This is a genomic window from Paenibacillus harenae (genome assembly GCF_030812415.1).
GTDB lineage: Bacteria > Bacillota > Bacilli > Paenibacillales > Paenibacillaceae > Pristimantibacillus > Pristimantibacillus harenae_A.
Genome location: NZ_JAUSST010000002.1, coordinates 955,608 through 972,926, shown reverse-complemented (window position 1 = coordinate 972,926; position 17,319 = coordinate 955,608). Strand labels below are relative to the sequence as shown.

The window sequence follows — 17,319 nt, the reverse complement described above, 5'->3', positions numbered from 1 at the left end:
AACCTCTTCCCCAAACAGATTAGCTATGCTACAATGCGAATTGTTAACCATTATTAAAATATAGTTGGTTAACATTCAAAAAGCAACTACATAAAAGGAGTCGATCCCAAGCTATGCCATCCAAATCCAATAATATTAGAGCGCTCGTATTTACCGCCTTATTCGCGGCGTTATTCATTATCATGAATTCATTGTCGATCAAGCTCAGCTTATCGCCCGTGCCGATTACGATGCAGACGTTCGGCGTATTGCTCGCCGGCTTGTTCCTTACGCCGCGCAACGCCTTCTTGAGCATCGTCGTCGTCATCTTGTTAACAGCCATCGGACTTCCGCTATTTAATGGCAAGGGAGGCATCTCGTATTTACTCGGTCACACGGGAGGCTTTATTATTGCGTTCCCATTTTGCGCACTGCTCATTAGCCTCGCCGTCAGCTGGGTACTTCGCAACGAAAGCATTAAGCGCAATAAAATCGTTTTATTCATCGTACTGTTCGTAACATTCGAATTGTTCAGCTCGCTGGCAGCCTATTTACCAGGCATCCCGTGGTTGATGCATGTGCTGGGCTGGGACTTTGCCAAAGCCATGTCACTCGGTTTCTCCCCGTTCATTATCGGAGACGCATTAAAATCGGCTCTCGGAGCGGTGGTAGCCATCTCATTAACACCTTACATTTCCTACATCCGCTCGTCAACCGGAGCACGCCGTAACGCCGGCGGCTTTCCCAAAACGGTAAAAGCGTAATCCCATCTCCCATCCTTTCGCAAACAAAAAAAGCTGTCCGTTCATTTTTCTGATCCTAACAGATCAAGAGTGATCAGACAGCTTTTTTCTTATGAGGAGCAGCGGAGATCTTCGATTCTACTGTCGCCCCCCCCCAGTTCCATAACCTTACTTCGCCTACATGCATGTAATTAACGAATGTAGCATCCTTTAGCGCCAACAGCTCCTTCGTCGGTCCTGTTACGACCATTCCGTAGATCGAAACCCCATTTTCTTCGACATATTCAAGAACCCGGTCCACTTCGAAGAAGCTCGTATAATAATTCGTAATCTCCTTGTGCTCGCTTAACAAACGCAGCGTGCTCAAGAAATTATCATTCCGCGCGACGCCGCTTCCGTATGATTCAATACTAGGATAAGAAGTAACCGTCCCTTTCTCGACCGTCCTCCACAAAAACTTCTTCACATTGGAGACCGTCGTAACCCCATCGCCCGCATGCCACATGGGTTGCGTCGGGAAACCGACCGGAGCGCTTACAATTGCAGTCCCTTCCTCTCCAGCCTCACCGGTATACACAGCCAACCAGACCGGCTTCATATCCTTGCCTTCGAACAGTATAGGCGCCTCATCCGTCGTATACATCCGATCGAAAGACACATAGACCTCGGCAACCGTCCCCTCCGGCAACATGCTTAGCTTCGATGAGCCTGGAGCTTCCATAATTTCAATGTCATTGTCAGGCAAGTAAAAACGGCTGCCAAACTTACCGTACGAATCCTTGCTTTCATTCCAATCGATCATTCTTGGCCAACCGAGCAGCATCGTTGTATTCATATCCCCCAACGCGCTCATCGCCGACTTGCTTCACCATATCTCCGTAATACTTTATTCCTAACAAAGATGAAGTATTGCTGTTTAATCTTATATTCATATTCGGTCTTGTCGCGGCAATGGCCGATTCAATGACATCCTTATACACTTCTCGTTTCTCCCGCGTTCCCGCGCGGTAATTAATCGATGAAAGAATCGAATTAATTATCATTGCCGCTAGCAAAATACCGATCACGCCGCCTATGCTCCCTGTTCTGGCCCGCCATTTGCCGCGCATCAGTTGCTTGCCCGCTTCGGATTCAACTGTATCGAACGATTCTCTCCCGCCATGATTCCTTGCTCCTCCGACTCCAACAGCTCATCGAGATGCGATTGATATACCTCCAGCTTGCCGAGCTTCTCCTCCAGCTCCTTCCGCTCCTCTGGGCTGAGCTTTCCTTCCTTTTTGTCTGAATTAAAGGGAATTCCTCCAGTTATTTATTGATAAATGACCAAAAGTATAAAAAAACAGGAAATCCTCATGTTAATGAAAGCAATCTCACCTATCCGACCGTAAAACGGTGATATTAACAGGAGAAATTCCATCTACTTGATGAAAGTGGGCGTAGAGCGGCTCATTTAACGGTAGAAATTCCAGTTATTATGTTCTACGCCGTTTTGTATGTCGATTGGTCAGTCATAGAAAAAAAAGACCCGGCAGAAGAGCCTATATTTAGGCGACTTCTCCGGGGCATGAAAGAAATGATAGCGGAGCGAAATAAGTTATTGATCAGATTGCCGCTCAGGTTCGTCTGACTTGCCGTTACGCTTTCCTTGCCCGATATAGCGACCCAAAAGCATGAAGAGCGGCGAAGCTTCGAATTCGGCCAGATTAAGCATTTCGGCCCAATTGAAAACGATCAAAAAAGGCATAAGTCCGATTGCCAACACGCCAAATATAAGACCAAGCAAGACATTGCGCACCATTTTTCCAACCGTCATAGTCCTTCTCTCCCTTCCCGATCTGATTCCTCCCCAGTATACGCCCCTATTTTTCGGTATTCAACCCGAGCCAAGCCGCCGACTTGAAAATTAAAAAGAAACCCGACGTGATTAAACGCGGGTTTCTCCGATTGAGGGCTTCGCTTATTCGATGCATTCCTCAGGATCATCGGACGGCGAAGCGTCCTCTACGTTGATTTTCTCCGATACCGTATCGCGTATAATCGACACGACAAGCTGCAGCAAGTAGTTGATATCCGATTGGCTTTGTTGGAACTCCGTTACGATCGGAATGCCGTCCAGCTCGTCCTGCAGCGTTTCCATCTCGCCTTCGATCTTCTTCACCATGTCGGCGTTCTTAAACGTCGTTTCGAACGCCACAACTTCCTTCTGCTTCTTCTTGATCTGGTTGATAAGCACTTGAACGCGCTCGTTGCCGTTAATTTGTTTCTCGGCGCGGCGATAATGCTGCACTTCTTCCGATGTATAGATAAGGCTTGCAAGCTCTTTCGCTTTGTTCATAATATCTTCGCGGACGATGAGGTCGCGCGTGTGGAACGACGGAATTTCATGATTGCTGCAGAACTCGCCGTTCGCATGCTCGTGCCCATGATCGTGACCTTGCTGAACCGAATTGTTTGCCGCTGTCTGTTGATTTGCCATTTATCATCTCTCCTGTATCGTCATTAGCTAACTGCTTCTTGTGTATGCATATCAAGCGCCTCGGCCTTGATATACCAAGTTTGCGCATCGGTTACTTTTGCGTGAATGAATTGTCCGATCCATTCCTTCGGCCCTTCCAGGTGAACAAGCTTGTTCGTGCGGGTACGTCCCGATAGAACGTCCGCATTGTTTTTGCTTTCGCCTTCGATGAGCACTTCTACGGTCCGTCCGCGAAGCTGCTCGTTCTTCTCCCGGGCAATCGCCCCCAGCAGTCCGTTCAGCCGTTGCAAGCGCTCCTTCTTCACGGCAAGCGGGACATTGTCCTCCATGACCGCGGCAGGCGTACCTTCTCGAGGCGAATAGAGGAAAGTGTAGGCGGAGTCAAAGCCGACATCTCTCACCAGCGATAACGTATCCTCGAACTGCTCGTCCGTCTCCCCTGGAAAACCGACAATGATATCCGTCGTAAGCACGACATCCGGAATGGCCCGCTTGATTTTGCCGACCAGCTCCATGTAAGCTTCACGCGTATATTTACGGCTCATCCGCTTAAGCGTTTCCGTGCTGCCGGATTGGACAGGCAGGTGTATATGCTCGGCAAGATTGCCCCCCTGAGCAAGCACCTCGATCAGATGATCGTCGAAGTCGCGCGGATGGCTCGTCATGAACCGAATCCGCGGAATATCGATCTTCGACATATCCTGCATCAGATCGCCGAAGCGATAGTCGATGTCCTCGAAGTCTTTGCCGTACGCATTGACATTTTGTCCGAGCAGCGTAATTTCTTTGAAGCCTTGCCTTGCAAGCTCGCGCACCTCCGCGATAACATCCTCCGGTCGTCTGCTGCGCTCCTTGCCTCGCGTATAAGGAACGATGCAGTACGTACAGAACTTGTCGCAGCCATACATAATATTGACCCAAGCGCGCATGCCTTCCCGCTTCTTCGGCATATTCTCTATGATGTCGCCTTCCTTGGACCATACCTCGACGACCATTTCCTTGCTGAAGTAAGCATTTTGCAGCAGATAAGGCAGACGATGAATATTATGCGTTCCGAATATCATATCGACGAAAGCATGCTTTTGCAAAATACGCCCGACGACCGACTCCTCCTGCGACATGCAGCCGCATACGCCAAGCAGCAAATCGGGCTTCTCCAGCTTCAGCGTCTTCAAGTGGCCTAACTCGCCGAATACCTTATCCTCCGCATTCTCGCGAATTGCGCAAGTGTTGAGCAATATAACATCCGCTTGCTGCCGATCCTCCGTCGCCGTATATCCCATTTGCTCGAACATGCCCTTCATGACCTCAGTGTCATGCTCGTTCATCTGGCAGCCGTATGTCTGGATCAAATAATGTTTGCCTGATCCAAGGGATTGCAGCTCCTCCGGAATCGAGAAATCGTAATGGACCTCGATATCCTCTTTGCCGCGTTTCTTCTCGTCCTTATGGCTGGGCGCCGAATTTATGTTAATGATTCTACCTTTGATCCGGTAAGTCGTCGAGTTGTCGTCCTGTTCAATCACTTTCGCATCGCTGAAATCAAAATACTTGGAGTAATCCTTCATCTGGACGTTACTCTTGTTCTTGTCCTCTTGGTTACGATCGGTAGTCAAGGCTTTCTCACTTCCTTATAGATGCATAAATAGTTTCCGGCTATCATAGTCCAATTCAGTATTATACCAGTTTACGGAACATATATCCATGCTTGACCGGCGATTGCTGACTCATATGGCGTTCTATTTTATTTGAACAGAGGCGCTATATGCGTCGAGCGGAACTGCTCCTGCACATCGGCCAGCGAATACCCGCATCTCATGCGAAGATGCATGTGGGTATGCGGCGACATCACCGATATATAGGAATGGGCGACATAGCTCGCATCGATTGGATATGCAAGTTCATGCTCGGCTGCTTCTTTCAGCAAACTGCACATAATGCCATGTAAAAAATGATATGGCGGCGAATCGAAAAAATCGGTTTTCTGCACATCGCTCAGTTGCGAGGCATGCATAACGCCTAGAAAACGGGATTTTGTCTCCAGAAAATAAATAACCTTGCAAACTACACCGTACAACCGATCCTGAACGGGCCGATCCGCTTGCAGCTTCAAATCGTTTACGACTTCGACGCTGAATCTCTCGAAGCTATCCTTCATCACATCCATGCACAAGTCGCCTTTATTGGCATAGCGCCGATATAGCGTGCCTTGTCCGATGCCGGCCGATTTAGCGATTTGATGCATACTGACGCATTCAACCCCGTGCTCGTTAAACAAGTGATTTGCAGTCCGCAAAATCGCAGCGCTCAAATCTTGTTTCGTTCTGCCGCTGTCCGTTGCTGTCATTGCTCATTTCTCCTTCAATTATTTTACCGTTAAAGGATTGACATTTTATGCTATCGTCATTATGATTCAATAGTGCGGACAATTGTCCGCTATATAAATGCGGTAGTCGTTCTCATTGTATCCTGTACATGGTTGCAGGTCAACGTCTAGAGATACGGCATATCGCGACAGTCGGATAGGAGGAAAATAAAATGGCTTCTGCTTCATCCAGGCCGCAGCAGGAAAGCGCCGATCTCTCGATTAAGAGCATAATCGCGCCTCTGCTCGCCATTATTGTCGGCATGTTCATGGTTATATTGGACGGTACGGCAATGAACGTAGCATTGAAAGGGCTTATGGACGATTTCCAAAGCTCCATGACGATCGTTCAATGGACCATTACCGGATACGCGCTGGCCCAAGCAGCCGTTATCCCGCTCGCAGGCTGGCTGTCCGACCGATTCGGCGCTAAACAAATTTTCCTGCTGTCGATCATCATGTTCACCCTCGGGTCCGGGCTTTGCGCCCTTGCAACAAGCGCAGAGCAGCTTATCGTGTACCGCATCATTCAAGGTCTTGGCGGCGGTATGGTAGCTCCAATCGCGATGGCATTTACTTACAGACTTAGCCCTCCAGGCAAGCAAGGCGCCGTTATGGGCATGATCGGTATTCCGATGCTGCTCGCGCCTGCGCTCGGCCCGGTCGTCGCAGGCTGGCTCATCGATTATGTCACTTGGCATTGGATTTTCCTTATCAACCTGCCGATCGGAGTAGTTGCCGTAATCATCGGACTTCGCACATTGCCGCGCATCGAACGCCAGACCGTTCCGGCACTTGACTACTTAGGCATGATCTTCGCTCCTCTGGCCTTTGCATCCCTCGCTTACGGGGTAAGCTCTGCAGGCGGCGGGGAAGGCGGAGGAACCGGAAGCGGCTGGACTTCCCCAGAAACGCTTACCGGCATTATCGTAGGTACGGTTGCGCTCATCATATTCATTATCGTTGAGCTTAGACGCCGCGAACCGCTGCTTGAGCTGCGCGTATTCAAATCGAGCAACTTCACGCGCGGCGTCATTCTTCAGTGGATCGTACAAATCGCCTTGTTCGGTACGATCTTCCTTATTCCGGTCTATCTGCAAGTCGTCAAGGAATATTCCGCTTTCACGACAGGTCTGATTCTACTTCCGCAAGCGCTCGCCGCCGCCCTTTTCATGCCGATCGGCGGCAAGCTGTTCGATAAGCTTGGCGCGAGGCCTGTCGTTCTGTCCGGTATGGTCATCATTACGATCGCCACCTTCCTGTTGACGCAAATATCGGCGGAAACGACGCTTATCTCGCTTATGATTCCGCTTGCTTTGATTGGCGCCGGCATGGGTTTGTCGATGATGCCGCTTAATACACATATCATCCAAGCCGCTCCGAAGGAACTCGTTAGCCGCGTCACATCGCTGACTGCGGCCGCGCAGCAAGTCATGACGTCGTTTGCCGTAGCAGGCCTCTCGACGCTGCTAGCTAGCCGCGCCGAGCATCACATGGCTAGTAACCCGGGTCCGGACGTATTCTTCTCCGCCTATGGAGACACGTTCCTCGTACTCGGCTGCATCGGGATCCTCGGCGTACTGTTCTCCTTCCTGCTGCGCAGGCCGAAGACAGTACCTGGCGACAACCCAAGCGAGAAGCCAGACGTTACCATGATGATGGGTCACTAATATTTGAGGGAAAGAAGAAGCTGCTCTCCGCGTATGCGGAAGCAGCTTCCTTGTCTTCTGTCCAAGAACATTTAGTCGATAATCTCGCCGGTATCGCCGTTTGCAATGCCCGCAGCGTTTGCTTCATCCGTATCGATATGCATATCGAGTGCGAACTCGTCCGATACCCGTGCAACGACATTCTCGAATACGACGCCTCGATCGCCGCCGACACGAACTCGCAAGCGCTGCTTATCCTCGATATTCCAGCGCTCGGCATCGCTCGTATTGAAGTGAATATGCCTAGCAGCTACGATTACTCCCTCTTCGATCGCAACCTCGCCAGCAGGCCCCTGAAGCTTGATGCCCGCAGATCCGGCAATATTGCCAGACTCGCGAAGAGGGGGCTTTACGCCTAAGGCGAATGCGTCCGTGCGCGACACCTCAAGCTGCGTCCGCTTCCTAACCGGCCCCAGTATACGCACCTTCGCGAATTCTCCTTTCGGCCCGATCACCGCAACCGTCTCATTCGCCGCATATTGCCCCGGCTGCGATAGCGGCTTCATCTCCGTCAATGTATAACCAGCCCCGAACAGTGCCTCGACATGCTCCTCAGATAGGTGGATATGTCTGGCAGATACGCCGATTGGCACTTGTTTATGTATCATATCGTCACGCTCCCAGTTCTTAGTGATGTTCTTGCTTCCTTGCCGCATACAAAAAAAAACATACGGCCCGCGGACCGTATGCCCATCATACCACTTATTTAAATTCAGCTACAAGCTTCTGGAATTCGTCCGGCGTAATCATATGATCTTGTTTCGCGAGCGCTTCCGGCTTGAAGCCCGTAATCAAATCCTCGTACGACTTGCGCGTCGTATTCTGGTAGATCAGGCCTGTAAGCATGCCGTTCGTCTCCATGATTTTGTTCATCGCAACGACGCGGTTCGTCGGATCGTAATCCGGGAATTGCTCCAGATTTACGATATTTTCCTTGAACCAGTCGTACGTGTTGATTTTGTTAAACGTAACACAAGGGCTGAATACGTTAATGAGCGAGAAGCCCTCATGCTTAATCCCTTGCTCGATCAAGCTCGTCAACTGCTTCAGATCGCTCGAGAACGATTGGGCGACGAACGTAGCGCCAGCAGCCAAAGCAATCTCCAGCGGCGATAGCGTCGTTTCGATTGAGCCTTCCGGCGTCGATTTTGTTTTGAACCCTTCCGCGCTTCGCGGCGAAGTCTGTCCTTTGGTCAAACCGTATATTTGGTTATCCATAACGATATACGTCACGTTCAAGTTTCGGCGTATCGCATGAACGGTATGGCCCATACCTATTGCAAAGCCGTCGCCGTCGCCGCCTGAGGCGATTACGGTCAACTCGCGGTTGGCAAGCTTTACGCCTTGCGCAATCGGAAGGACGCGACCATGAATGCCATGGAAGCCGTAAGCGTTAATGTAACCTGAGATACGGCCCGAGCAACCGATACCGGATATAACAGCCAGTCCCTCCGGTTCCAATCCGACGTTGGCTGCAGCGCGCTGAATGGCAGCTTGGATCGAGAAGTCGCCGCAGCCTGGGCACCAGTTGGGTTTGACATTATTTCTAAACTCTTTGAATGTTGCCATCTTCGATCAGCTCCTTACAGGCTTTATAAATCAGTGCAGGCAGGAATGGATTACCGTCATATTTGAGCAGGCTTTCGATTTTCTCTGCGAAGCCGGCGTTCATTTTAATTTGCGATGCAAGCTGACCCGTCGCGTTGTTCTCGATAACGACAACTTTTTTTGCGCTTTGCAGATGCGGCAGCAGCAATTCCGTAGGGAACGGGTGGATTTGGCGAATCGTGATATGATTCGACGTTACGCCTTCTTGCGCAAGCGAGCTTCTTGCTTCGTCAATCGTACCGCCAGTCGAACCCATGCCGATAATGAGCAAGTCAGGCGACTGATGCGGTGCGTTTACGCGCAGGGCATCACGAATGTACAGATTGTTTAGCTTGTTCAGACGTTTATCCATCATCTTGTGACGGTTAATCGCACTCTCGGACGGACGGCCTACTTCATCATGCTCAACGCCTGTGACGTGGTGCAATCCGCCCTTCTCGCCTGGCAGAACGCGGGGCGAGACACCGTCTTCGGTAAATTCATAGCGCTTGAATAACTCCGGGCCTTCAAGTGCAGGAACGTTGTCAACGAGCTTGCCGCGCTTGATCTCGATCTTGCTATAATCAAGCTGTTCGCACGATTGCTTGCCTAAAGACAGTTGGAGATCCGTCATTAAGATAACCGGCACTTGATATTGTTCCGCGACGTTGAATGCTTCAATCGTATCGTAGAAGCAGTCTTCGATCGATGCCGGAGCAATGACAACCTTCGGAATTTCACCGTGCGTGCCGTATACCATGGCGTTCAAGTCCGATTGCTCTTGCTTTGTCGGCAAGCCGGTAGAAGGGCCTCCGCGCTGCGTATTCACGATAACAAGCGGTGTTTCGGTCATACCTGCAAGGCCGATCGCTTCCATCATAAGAGCAAGGCCCGGGCCTGCGGATGCCGTCATCGTACGTACGCCGGCATAGTTAGCGCCGATCGCCATCGTGACCGCGGCAATCTCATCCTCCGTCTGCACGACCGTGCCGCCGAATTTCGGCAGCTTCTTAATTAAATACTCCATAATTTCCGAGGCCGGCGTAATCGGATACGCCGACATGAGGCGGCAGCCTGCGGCAATCGAGCCGAGGCCTATCGCTTCGTTGCCGATCATGAACAGCTTCTGCTTGCCGTCTGCTTCGTCCAGTTTGAACGCATCCAGCGGTCCTCCCGCTTCCGCAAGGACGAACTCGGCGCCGCGCTTAACCGCTTCAATATTTTTTTCCACGATTGCCGCGCCTTTGCGCCCGAACTCTTCTTCAACCGCCTTATTGAATACTTCAAGCGGCAAGCCAAGGAGAGCCCATGAAGCGCCGGAGGCGACCATGTTCTTCATTAAGGACGTGCCGAGTTCCTCCGCCATTGCCGTAATAGGAACGGCGAACAGCCTAGCGTCGATGCCTTCCGGAATCGTCGGATTGAATTTTGCATCCGCTACGACGACTCCGCCCGGACGAAGCTCAACTGCGTTCAAATCGATGCTCTCTTGGTCGAATGCGACCAATATGTCCAAGTCATCCGAAATCGCGCGGATCGGTTTCGTGCTGATTCGAATTTTATTGTTAGTATGTCCGCCCTTAATCCTTGATGAAAAATGACGATAACCGTATAAATAATAACCTAGTCGGTTGAGCGCGGTGGAAAAAATCCGGTCTGTGCTTTCTACGCCTTCCCCTTGTTGGCCCCCGATCTTCCAAGACAATTGACTAATCAAAATGCCCATCTCCTCTTTGTAGCCATATCAGTAAAAGTTGCATTTGTCCTGATCGGCAAGCATAAACGATTGTCGCCGGCCCTCAGACGACATCGTACCTGTTAAGTCCGTCATTCCATAAAAAATAAATCGTATATGAACATTCTCCGACCATAAATGTGTATCATCTTATAACAGTCACAACAATTTTATAGGTCAAAATGCATAATTGCAAGATGTAACCGCTTAATGGAAACGATAGTTTGTTTAGATGAAATTCATATCACAACGAGATGGTATGTTAATTTAATGTTACGGAAGATGCTTCAACAAAAAATCGATCGCATTGCCGCTGAAAAACCGCTCCGTCTGCTGCTCCGTGTAATGCTGCAATAACGCGTCCTTCAGATGGACGAGCTCTCCCGGATGGGCCAGTCCCTCTACATAAACGTCGATTCCGTCGAAGTCCGAGCCAAGCATAATCGAACGCTCGGCGCCAAGCTCGCACATATGCTCAATATGCCGAACGACGTCATCGACCGTCACTCGTTCCGCTTGCGCTACGAAATACGGAACGAACGTAATGCCGATCATACCGTCTTTCTCGATAATCCGCTTAATCTGCTCGTCGGACAAGTTGCGCGGGTGGTTGCATATCCGCTTCGCATTCGAATGCGAGGCGATAATCGGCCTCGCCGTACGCTCCGCCGTATCCCAAAACGCTTGTTCCGACAAATGCGATGCATCCAATAGGATTCCCCATTTATCGCATTCATCCACGAATTCCCGGCCAAGTCCCGTCAAGCCGCCTCCTCGCGGCTCCATAACGCCATCCGCCGCCCAATTGGCGTTATTCCAGGTCATCCCCGCCGCGCGAACGCCAAGCTTATGCATCGTGCGCAGCATCGACATTTTGCCTTGCAGGCCGTCTACGCCTTCAAGCGAGAGCAAAGCCCCGATCTTGCCCGTTGCAAGGCATGTCTCTAAATCGCGAGCGGATCGTACCCACAACATATTTTCGCATGCGAGCACATGCTCATGGAATCGATCAATGCTTTCCAGTATCGGCTCCAGTCTTCCGTTTAATGCTCTCGGTATGTATATCGCAAACGTTTGAAGCACCGTATCTGCTGCCTGGAGCCTCTCATACGTGACGTCGAGCGCTCCGGACTTGTTGCCGCGGAACGTCAACTGCTCGTCTTCCAGCAGCTTGCAGAGTACATCGCAGTGAAAATCAACTACTTTCATGAAACACCTCACACATCGGAATAGTATGCAAATAAGCGTAGACGGCAAACGCCGTCCTTGAAGGCGGCGCTACGCAATCGTCGTTACGCGGGGCATTCTAAGTGGTTGTAGTGAAGTCTCTAATATCTCCTTAGAATTCAAAAAAACCTGTCTACGTCGTAAACAGGCGAACGATTTTAAAAGTTCATCCAGACATTCCGCCGCCTCTTTACCGCTTTGTTGTTATCGCGGCTCCACGATCAGCTTGATCGCCGTTCGATCCTCGCCGTCGATGACGATGTCTGTAAAGGCCGGTATGCAGATGAGATCCACCCCGCTGGGAGCGACGAACCCGCGTGCGATGGCTACCGCCTTGATTGCTTGATTGAGCGCTCCTGCACCGATAGCCTGCAATTCAGCGCCGCCACGCTCTCTTAGAACGCCAGCCAATGCGCCTGCAACGGAATTTGGATTGGACTTTGCTGAAACTTTTAATACATCCATGAAAAGTACCTCCCCTGGGAATGTTGGATGGATTCCACTTTTAAATAGTATTCGAGGGAGGTTAAAAAATTCCTGCTTTATTCGTCGCACTTTACAAGCAATTCTGAATTGTCGCTCTTTTCAGAGATTCAGAACATTACATGAGCAGCCATTCGTCCTCGGTGAGTCGAATTTTTTGCATTCTGGTCGCTTTGCCGGTTGTATCGTCAAGCTGGACGGATACGGCATGCAGATGCCACTTGCCCTCGTCAACAACGAATCGGACAGGCATTTGCGTAATGAACTTATGCAGCACCGCGTTCCGCTCCATGCCAAGCACGCCTTCTTTCGGACCAACCATGCCTACATCGGTTAAGTAAGCCGTACCGCCCGGCAGTATCGTATCGTCATTCGTTTGGACATGCGTATGCGTTCCAACGACGATAGAGGCTCTGCCATCCAAATGCCAGCCCATAGCGATTTTCTCGGACGTTGCTTCCGCGTGAAAATCAACAAGTATGTTGTTCGTCTTCTGCCCTGCCTGCTCAACTAGCTCATCCGCTTTGTTGAACGGACAATCAATCGGCGGCAGAAACGTTCTTCCTTGAAGATTAATGATGGCAAGCTGCTTGCCGTTAGCCTTGATGAACGCCATACCTTGCCCTGGCGCACTCTCATGAAAGTTGGCTGGACGCACGAGCCTTGGCTCATCGTCGATCCATTCGAACAAATCTTTATTATCCCACGTATGGTTGCCCATCGTAATGCCATGGACGCCCCATTCGAAAAATTCCTTCGCTATGTTTGCCGTAATCCCGCGACCGGCGGCTGCATTTTCACCATTCACAATAATAATATGCGGATTATATTTGCTTTTCAGAGCGGGTAATACCCGCTTAAGCGCGCTTCTTCCTACATTGCCAACTATATCGCCTATGAATAATACATTCGTACTCAATTTAAATTCCACTTCCTTCTATTTGTACGCAATCATGCAGAAAAGTGGCTGACGAGCAGCCACTTTTCCGTCTTGCATATCTGGTTCGTTGATTATTTCGCGTATTCAACCGCTCTTGTCTCACGAATAACGGTGACTTTAATATGCCCCGGATAATCGAGTTCGCTCTCGATTTTTTTCGTAATGTCGCGTGCGAGTCGGAACGCTTCCGTATCGTCGATCTTCTCTGGCTGTACCATAACGCGCACTTCACGACCAGCTTGAATCGCGTACGACTTCTCAACGCCTTCGAACGACTCAGAGATATCTTCAAGCTTCTCCAGTCGCTTGATGTACGTCTCAAGCGTCTCACGACGTGCTCCAGGACGCGCAGCCGACAAGGCATCAGCTGCTCCTACGAGCATTGCGATAACGGAAGTCGCCTCGCAATCGCCGTGGTGGGAAGCAATACTGTTAATGACAACAGGATGCTCCTTGTACTTCTTAGCGAGCTCTACGCCGATCTCGACATGCGAGCCTTCCACCTCATGGTCAAGCGCTTTCCCGATGTCATGCAGCAAGCCTGCGCGCTTCGCGAGCGTAATATCCTCGCCCAGCTCCGCTGCCATCAAACCTGTCAGGTAAGCAACCTCCATGGAGTGCTTCAACACGTTCTGTCCATAGCTCGTCCGATATTTCAATCGGCCCAGAATCTTGATTAGATCCGGATGCAAGCCATGCACCCCAACCTCGAAAGTAGCTTGCTCCCCGTATTCACGGATACGCTCATCCACTTCCTTGCGGGATTTCTCGACCATTTCTTCAATGCGGGCAGGATGGATACGTCCGTCAGCCACAAGCTTCTCCAAAGATGTACGAGCAATTTCGCGTCTAATCGGGTCAAATCCAGACAAAATGACCGCTTCCGGTGTATCGTCGATGATGAGATCGATACCGGTCAATGTTTCCAAAGCACGGATATTGCGGCCTTCGCGCCCGATAATGCGGCCTTTCATCTCTTCATTAGGCAACGTTACGACAGATACCGTCGTCTCCGCCACATGGTCCGCCGCACAGCGTTGAATAGCTAGCGAAATAATGTCACGTGCTTTTTTGTCCGCTTCTTCCTTCGCTTGCTGCTCGATCTCTTTAATCATTTGTGCCGTCTCATGCCGTACTTCCTGTTCAACATTTGACAAAATAATCGATTTCGCATCTTCCATCGTCAGACTGGATATACGCTCCAATTCACTGAGCTGCTGCTTATAGATGGAATCGATCTGCTCCTGCGTTTCTTCGATCCGCTTCTCTTTGTTGGCTACAGATTCTTCTTTGCGTTCTAGCGCTTCTAACTTTTTATCCAACGACTCCTCTTTTTGGAGCAAACGTCGTTCTTGACGTTGAGCCTCGTTGCGTCGTTCACGAATGTCTCTCTCGGCTTCAGAACGGAGCTTATGGACTTCGTCTTTTGCCTCAAGTACGGTTTCCTTTTTCTGTGCCTCCGCTTCCTTCTTCGCGTTCTCCACGATTTGGACTGCGGCTTGCTCGGCACTCGAAATTTTAGCCTCTGCAATCGACTTTCGAATAAAATAACCAATCACAAAGAAAATTACGCCAACAAGTAGACAGATCAAGATCCAAATTGCATAATGCATCTTGTTCACCTCCTTGTTGCACACCAAGCTTGCACCTGGAATGATATTAGGTTTTCAATCGGTTTCCAAACCGTTTCTCATCTACCATTTTGACGAAAATAATCGTTTCGAATCAACTTTTGGAAGGAAAATTGATTCAAAATAGAAGGAATACATCCTCATTTTATCGTTTCGTAAAATCAATTGTCAAGCGAAAACGGCTTACAGCTTCCTTTAGAACCCCTCGTCCATGCCGAAAGCATCCTCTTCCTCTTCACTTTCGACTGACTTTACCGCTTCTCTAGCAATGTCTCCTGGGAAGCCTCGCCGAAGCAAAAAGACGATCAGCTTCTGTTTTCTTTCCTTCGGCGTGCCTTTAAGCGAACGCCATTTCTTGCCCGCAGCCGCATTTGCGGACGCTAACTCCGCTTCTTCGTTCAGCGTGCGAAGCGCTTCTCCGGCCAACTCCTGCGAGATGCCTAGCTGCTGAAGCTCTTGCTTGATCCAATGTCTGCCCTTGAGCCCGCTCTTCAGACGTTGAGCCGCGAATTGATGCGCATATTGTTCATCATCCACAATATGCTCGCTTTCTAAACGGTCAAGCGCGTAGCCAATATTCATTTCTTCGAATTGCTTCCTTTTTAAATACTGCTCGATCTGCTTCCTCGTCCTTGGCTTCGCGCCAAGATAATAGACCGCTAATGCATAAGCGCGATAACGCTCGTCTTCGGTTCTAATCTCGTCCAGCTCCGACTCCATAAGCAATCGCCCCTTCATAAGGTTGAACCTAATGAGTATATCCTCATGGACGCTTAATAGCGGGTCTTCCGAGTCCCCGAACAAATGGTATCGCCGCCTCTCCTTCTTGTCCTGCTTGACCGACAAGATGATCCAGCCTCCGTCTGCCGTGTGATCCCCATCCACTGTGCTGTCTGCCTCCTGACACGATAACGTCGCTTAAACGAAGCTTCGCCGCCCCCTGCGGGACGGCGAAACGACACTAGCTATAGGTTATGCTGCATATAATATTATTCCAAATCTTCGAATTCCTCTTCTTCTTGCGGCTCTTGGTTAAAGTTCGCTTGCTGCGCCGTAGCCGATAGATTGCTCGCATCACGAATCTTCTTCTCGATAACAGCAGCAATGTCTTTATGATCCTTCAGATATTGCTTCGCGTTCTCGCGGCCTTGTCCAAGACGCTCGCCCTCGTATGAGAACCACGCGCCGCTCTTCTGAACGATATCCATCTCCACGCCGATATCGATCAAAGAACCTTCCCTCGAAATGCCTTCCCCATACATAATGTCGATCTCCGCTTGCTTGAACGGAGGCGCAACCTTATTCTTCACGACCTTGATACGCGTACGGTTACCGACCATATCATTGCCTTGCTTAAGCGTCTCGACGCGGCGTACATCAAGACGTACGCTGGAATAGAACTTCAGTGCGCGTCCGCCTGGCGTCGTCTCCGGATTGCCGAACATAACGCCAACCTTCTCGCGCAATTGGTTAATAAAGATTGCAATCGTCTTCGACTTCGAAATCGCGCCGGACAGCTTGCGCAGCGCTTGCGACATCAGACGGGCTTGTAGGCCGACGTGCGAATCGCCCATGTCGCCTTCGATCTCCGCCTTCGGAACGAGTGCGGCAACGGAGTCAATAACGATAACGTCAACAGCGCCGCTGCGTACAAGCGCTTCAGCGATCTCTAGTGCTTGCTCGCCAGTGTCAGGCTGCGAGAGCAGAAGCTCATCAATGTTGACGCCAAGCTTGCTGGCGTAGAGCGGATCAAGCGCATGCTCCGCATCGATGAAAGCAGCTTGTCCGCCAATGCGTTGCACTTCTGCAATGGCATGAAGAGCAACTGTCGTCTTACCGGACGATTCCGGTCCATATACTTCGATAACACGGCCGCGGGGCAAACCCCCGATTCCAAGCGCAATATCTAGAGCAAGCGAACCGCTAGGCACGGTCTCTACTTGCATGTGTGTGGATTCACCTAATTTCATGATTGAGCCTTTACCAAATTGTTTCTCGATTTGGCGCAAAGCCATTTCTAACGCAGCGCGACGGTCCGACAAGAAACTCACATCCTTCATCGTTTATAATTGTATGATACCTCACTTGCGACTGCTTGCCAAGCATTTTTTTCGAACATACATTCGCTTTTTTCGTTTGGCCGCATGTCAACAGACAATAAAAAAACCGCAGCAAAGTATTCTTCGCCACGGTTCTTCCGATAACTACTTTCGATTATAGTCCCGCCTTCGACAAAAGACAAGCTTTTTTTCAGCCACAATCATCCAATTGCGAGTGCTGCCTCTATCATCGTAAGCGACTCGCACAACCAGCTAGAGAACAGCCAGAAGTCGGACTATCTTCAACATATGATTGCCTCATCGTTGCATCGACGTCTATGTTGTATAATGGCACTAACTTTTGCCCGTTTAGGTCGTTTTCAGAGCCTATATTGGATTTCTGCA

The 17,319-nt window shown here is 50.2% G+C and carries 17 protein-coding genes; 2 read left to right on the top strand and 15 right to left on the bottom strand.

The genetic code is table 11. The annotated features are described in order from the left end of the window. Nucleotides 1-113 precede the first annotated feature (113 nt). The gene (locus J2T14_RS09365; protein ID WP_307210376.1) at nt 114-743 is read left to right on the top strand and encodes a biotin transporter BioY; all 630 of its coding nucleotides are present in this window, start codon (nt 114-116) and stop codon (nt 741-743) included. Between the two features lie 73 nt (nt 744-816). Here J2T14_RS09365 and J2T14_RS09360 read toward each other — a convergent pair whose 3' ends face one another. The 6 genes from J2T14_RS09360 to J2T14_RS09335 all read right to left on the bottom strand — a co-directional run bounded on the left by J2T14_RS09360 (nt 817) and on the right by J2T14_RS09335 (nt 5,545). Then, nucleotides 817-1,557, bottom strand: coding sequence for an anti-sigma factor C-terminal domain-containing protein (locus J2T14_RS09360; RefSeq protein ID WP_307470095.1), 741 nt, complete (start codon nt 1,555-1,557; stop codon nt 817-819). Then, entirely contained in the window at nt 1,508-1,831 is a 324-nt protein-coding gene (locus J2T14_RS09355; RefSeq protein ID WP_307470092.1) for a sigma factor regulator N-terminal domain-containing protein, read from the bottom strand. Before J2T14_RS09355 ends, J2T14_RS09360 begins: the two co-directional genes overlap by 50 nt. A gap of 485 nt (nt 1,832-2,316) precedes the next feature. Next, nucleotides 2,317-2,535 (bottom strand): hypothetical protein, encoded by a 219-nt coding sequence (locus J2T14_RS09350; protein ID WP_307210383.1) that lies wholly within the window; start codon nt 2,533-2,535, stop codon nt 2,317-2,319. Nucleotides 2,536-2,679: 144 nt separating this feature from the next. After that, nucleotides 2,680-3,198 carry a RicAFT regulatory complex protein RicA family protein gene (locus J2T14_RS09345; RefSeq protein ID WP_307470087.1) on the bottom strand — a complete coding sequence of 173 codons (519 nt, stop codon included), beginning with the start codon at nt 3,196-3,198 and terminating at the stop codon, nt 2,680-2,682. A 23-nt stretch (nt 3,199-3,221) separates the two neighbouring features. Beyond that, the gene (miaB, locus tag J2T14_RS09340) at nt 3,222-4,766 is read right to left on the bottom strand and encodes a tRNA (N6-isopentenyl adenosine(37)-C2)-methylthiotransferase MiaB (protein WP_307470418.1); all 1,545 of its coding nucleotides are present in this window, start codon (nt 4,764-4,766) and stop codon (nt 3,222-3,224) included. A 176-nt stretch (nt 4,767-4,942) separates the two neighbouring features. Further along, nucleotides 4,943-5,545 (bottom strand): TetR/AcrR family transcriptional regulator, encoded by a 603-nt coding sequence (locus J2T14_RS09335; protein ID WP_307470084.1) that lies wholly within the window; start codon nt 5,543-5,545, stop codon nt 4,943-4,945. A gap of 191 nt (nt 5,546-5,736) precedes the next feature. Here J2T14_RS09335 and J2T14_RS09330 point away from each other — a divergent pair, with 191 nt between their 5' ends. Next, nucleotides 5,737-7,233, top strand: a complete 1,497-nt coding sequence (locus J2T14_RS09330) for an MDR family MFS transporter (RefSeq protein ID WP_307470076.1) — start codon at nt 5,737-5,739, stop codon at nt 7,231-7,233. Nucleotides 7,234-7,304: 71 nt separating this feature from the next. Here J2T14_RS09330 and pduL read toward each other — a convergent pair whose 3' ends face one another. From pduL to recA, 9 genes are all read right to left on the bottom strand, one after another. Next, nucleotides 7,305-7,877, bottom strand: a complete 573-nt coding sequence (pduL, locus tag J2T14_RS09325) for a phosphate propanoyltransferase (protein ID WP_307470417.1) — start codon at nt 7,875-7,877, stop codon at nt 7,305-7,307. A gap of 97 nt (nt 7,878-7,974) precedes the next feature. Then, on the bottom strand, nt 7,975-8,841 hold the full coding sequence (locus tag J2T14_RS09320; protein ID WP_307210397.1) for a 2-oxoacid:ferredoxin oxidoreductase subunit beta: 867 nt from the start codon (nt 8,839-8,841) through the stop codon (nt 7,975-7,977). After that, on the bottom strand, nt 8,819-10,576 hold the full coding sequence (locus J2T14_RS09315) for a 2-oxoacid:acceptor oxidoreductase subunit alpha (protein ID WP_307470073.1): 1,758 nt from the start codon (nt 10,574-10,576) through the stop codon (nt 8,819-8,821). Before J2T14_RS09315 ends, J2T14_RS09320 begins: the two co-directional genes overlap by 23 nt. Nucleotides 10,577-10,867: 291 nt before the next feature. After that, nucleotides 10,868-11,803, bottom strand: a complete 936-nt coding sequence (locus tag J2T14_RS09310; RefSeq protein ID WP_307470071.1) for a dipeptidase — start codon at nt 11,801-11,803, stop codon at nt 10,868-10,870. A 222-nt stretch (nt 11,804-12,025) separates the two neighbouring features. Then, the gene (locus tag J2T14_RS09305) at nt 12,026-12,286 is read right to left on the bottom strand and encodes a stage V sporulation protein S (protein ID WP_006036664.1); all 261 of its coding nucleotides are present in this window, start codon (nt 12,284-12,286) and stop codon (nt 12,026-12,028) included. Between the two features lie 136 nt (nt 12,287-12,422). Continuing rightward, nucleotides 12,423-13,223 (bottom strand): TIGR00282 family metallophosphoesterase, encoded by an 801-nt coding sequence (locus tag J2T14_RS09300; protein WP_307470068.1) that lies wholly within the window; start codon nt 13,221-13,223, stop codon nt 12,423-12,425. Between the two features lie 92 nt (nt 13,224-13,315). Continuing rightward, the gene (gene rny, locus J2T14_RS09295) at nt 13,316-14,857 is read right to left on the bottom strand and encodes a ribonuclease Y (protein ID WP_307210418.1); all 1,542 of its coding nucleotides are present in this window, start codon (nt 14,855-14,857) and stop codon (nt 13,316-13,318) included. Nucleotides 14,858-15,070: 213 nt separating this feature from the next. Then, nucleotides 15,071-15,760: a RecX family transcriptional regulator gene (locus J2T14_RS09290; RefSeq protein ID WP_307470065.1), complete on the bottom strand. Its 690-nt coding sequence runs from the start codon at nt 15,758-15,760 to the stop codon at nt 15,071-15,073. A 104-nt stretch (nt 15,761-15,864) separates the two neighbouring features. Beyond that, nucleotides 15,865-16,917, bottom strand: a complete 1,053-nt coding sequence (gene recA / locus J2T14_RS09285; protein WP_307470062.1) for a recombinase RecA — start codon at nt 16,915-16,917, stop codon at nt 15,865-15,867. Between the last annotated feature and the right edge of the window lie 402 nt (nt 16,918-17,319).

Bases quoted from the DNA above. Each gene is read 5' to 3' on its own strand.
- J2T14_RS09365 (WP_307210376.1), top strand. From the start codon at position 114: ATGCCATCCAAATCCAATAATATTAGAGCGCTCGTATTTACCGCCTTA.
- J2T14_RS09360 (WP_307470095.1), bottom strand. From the start codon at position 1,557: ATGAATACAACGATGCTGCTCGGTTGGCCAAGAATGATCGATTGGAAT.
- J2T14_RS09355 (WP_307470092.1), bottom strand. From the start codon at position 1,831: ATGCGCGGCAAATGGCGGGCCAGAACAGGGAGCATAGGCGGCGTGATC.
- J2T14_RS09350 (WP_307210383.1), bottom strand. From the start codon at position 2,535: ATGACGGTTGGAAAAATGGTGCGCAATGTCTTGCTTGGTCTTATATTT.
- J2T14_RS09345 (WP_307470087.1), bottom strand. From the start codon at position 3,198: ATGGCAAATCAACAGACAGCGGCAAACAATTCGGTTCAGCAAGGTCAC.
- miaB (WP_307470418.1), bottom strand. From the start codon at position 4,766: ATGAAGGATTACTCCAAGTATTTTGATTTCAGCGATGCGAAAGTGATT.
- J2T14_RS09335 (WP_307470084.1), bottom strand. From the start codon at position 5,545: ATGACAGCAACGGACAGCGGCAGAACGAAACAAGATTTGAGCGCTGCG.
- J2T14_RS09330 (WP_307470076.1), top strand. From the start codon at position 5,737: ATGGCTTCTGCTTCATCCAGGCCGCAGCAGGAAAGCGCCGATCTCTCG.
- J2T14_RS09320 (WP_307210397.1), bottom strand. From the start codon at position 8,841: ATGGCAACATTCAAAGAGTTTAGAAATAATGTCAAACCCAACTGGTGC.
- J2T14_RS09310 (WP_307470071.1), bottom strand. From the start codon at position 11,803: ATGAAAGTAGTTGATTTTCACTGCGATGTACTCTGCAAGCTGCTGGAA.
- J2T14_RS09305 (WP_006036664.1), bottom strand. From the start codon at position 12,286: ATGGATGTATTAAAAGTTTCAGCAAAGTCCAATCCAAATTCCGTTGCA.
- rny (WP_307210418.1), bottom strand. From the start codon at position 14,857: ATGCATTATGCAATTTGGATCTTGATCTGTCTACTTGTTGGCGTAATT.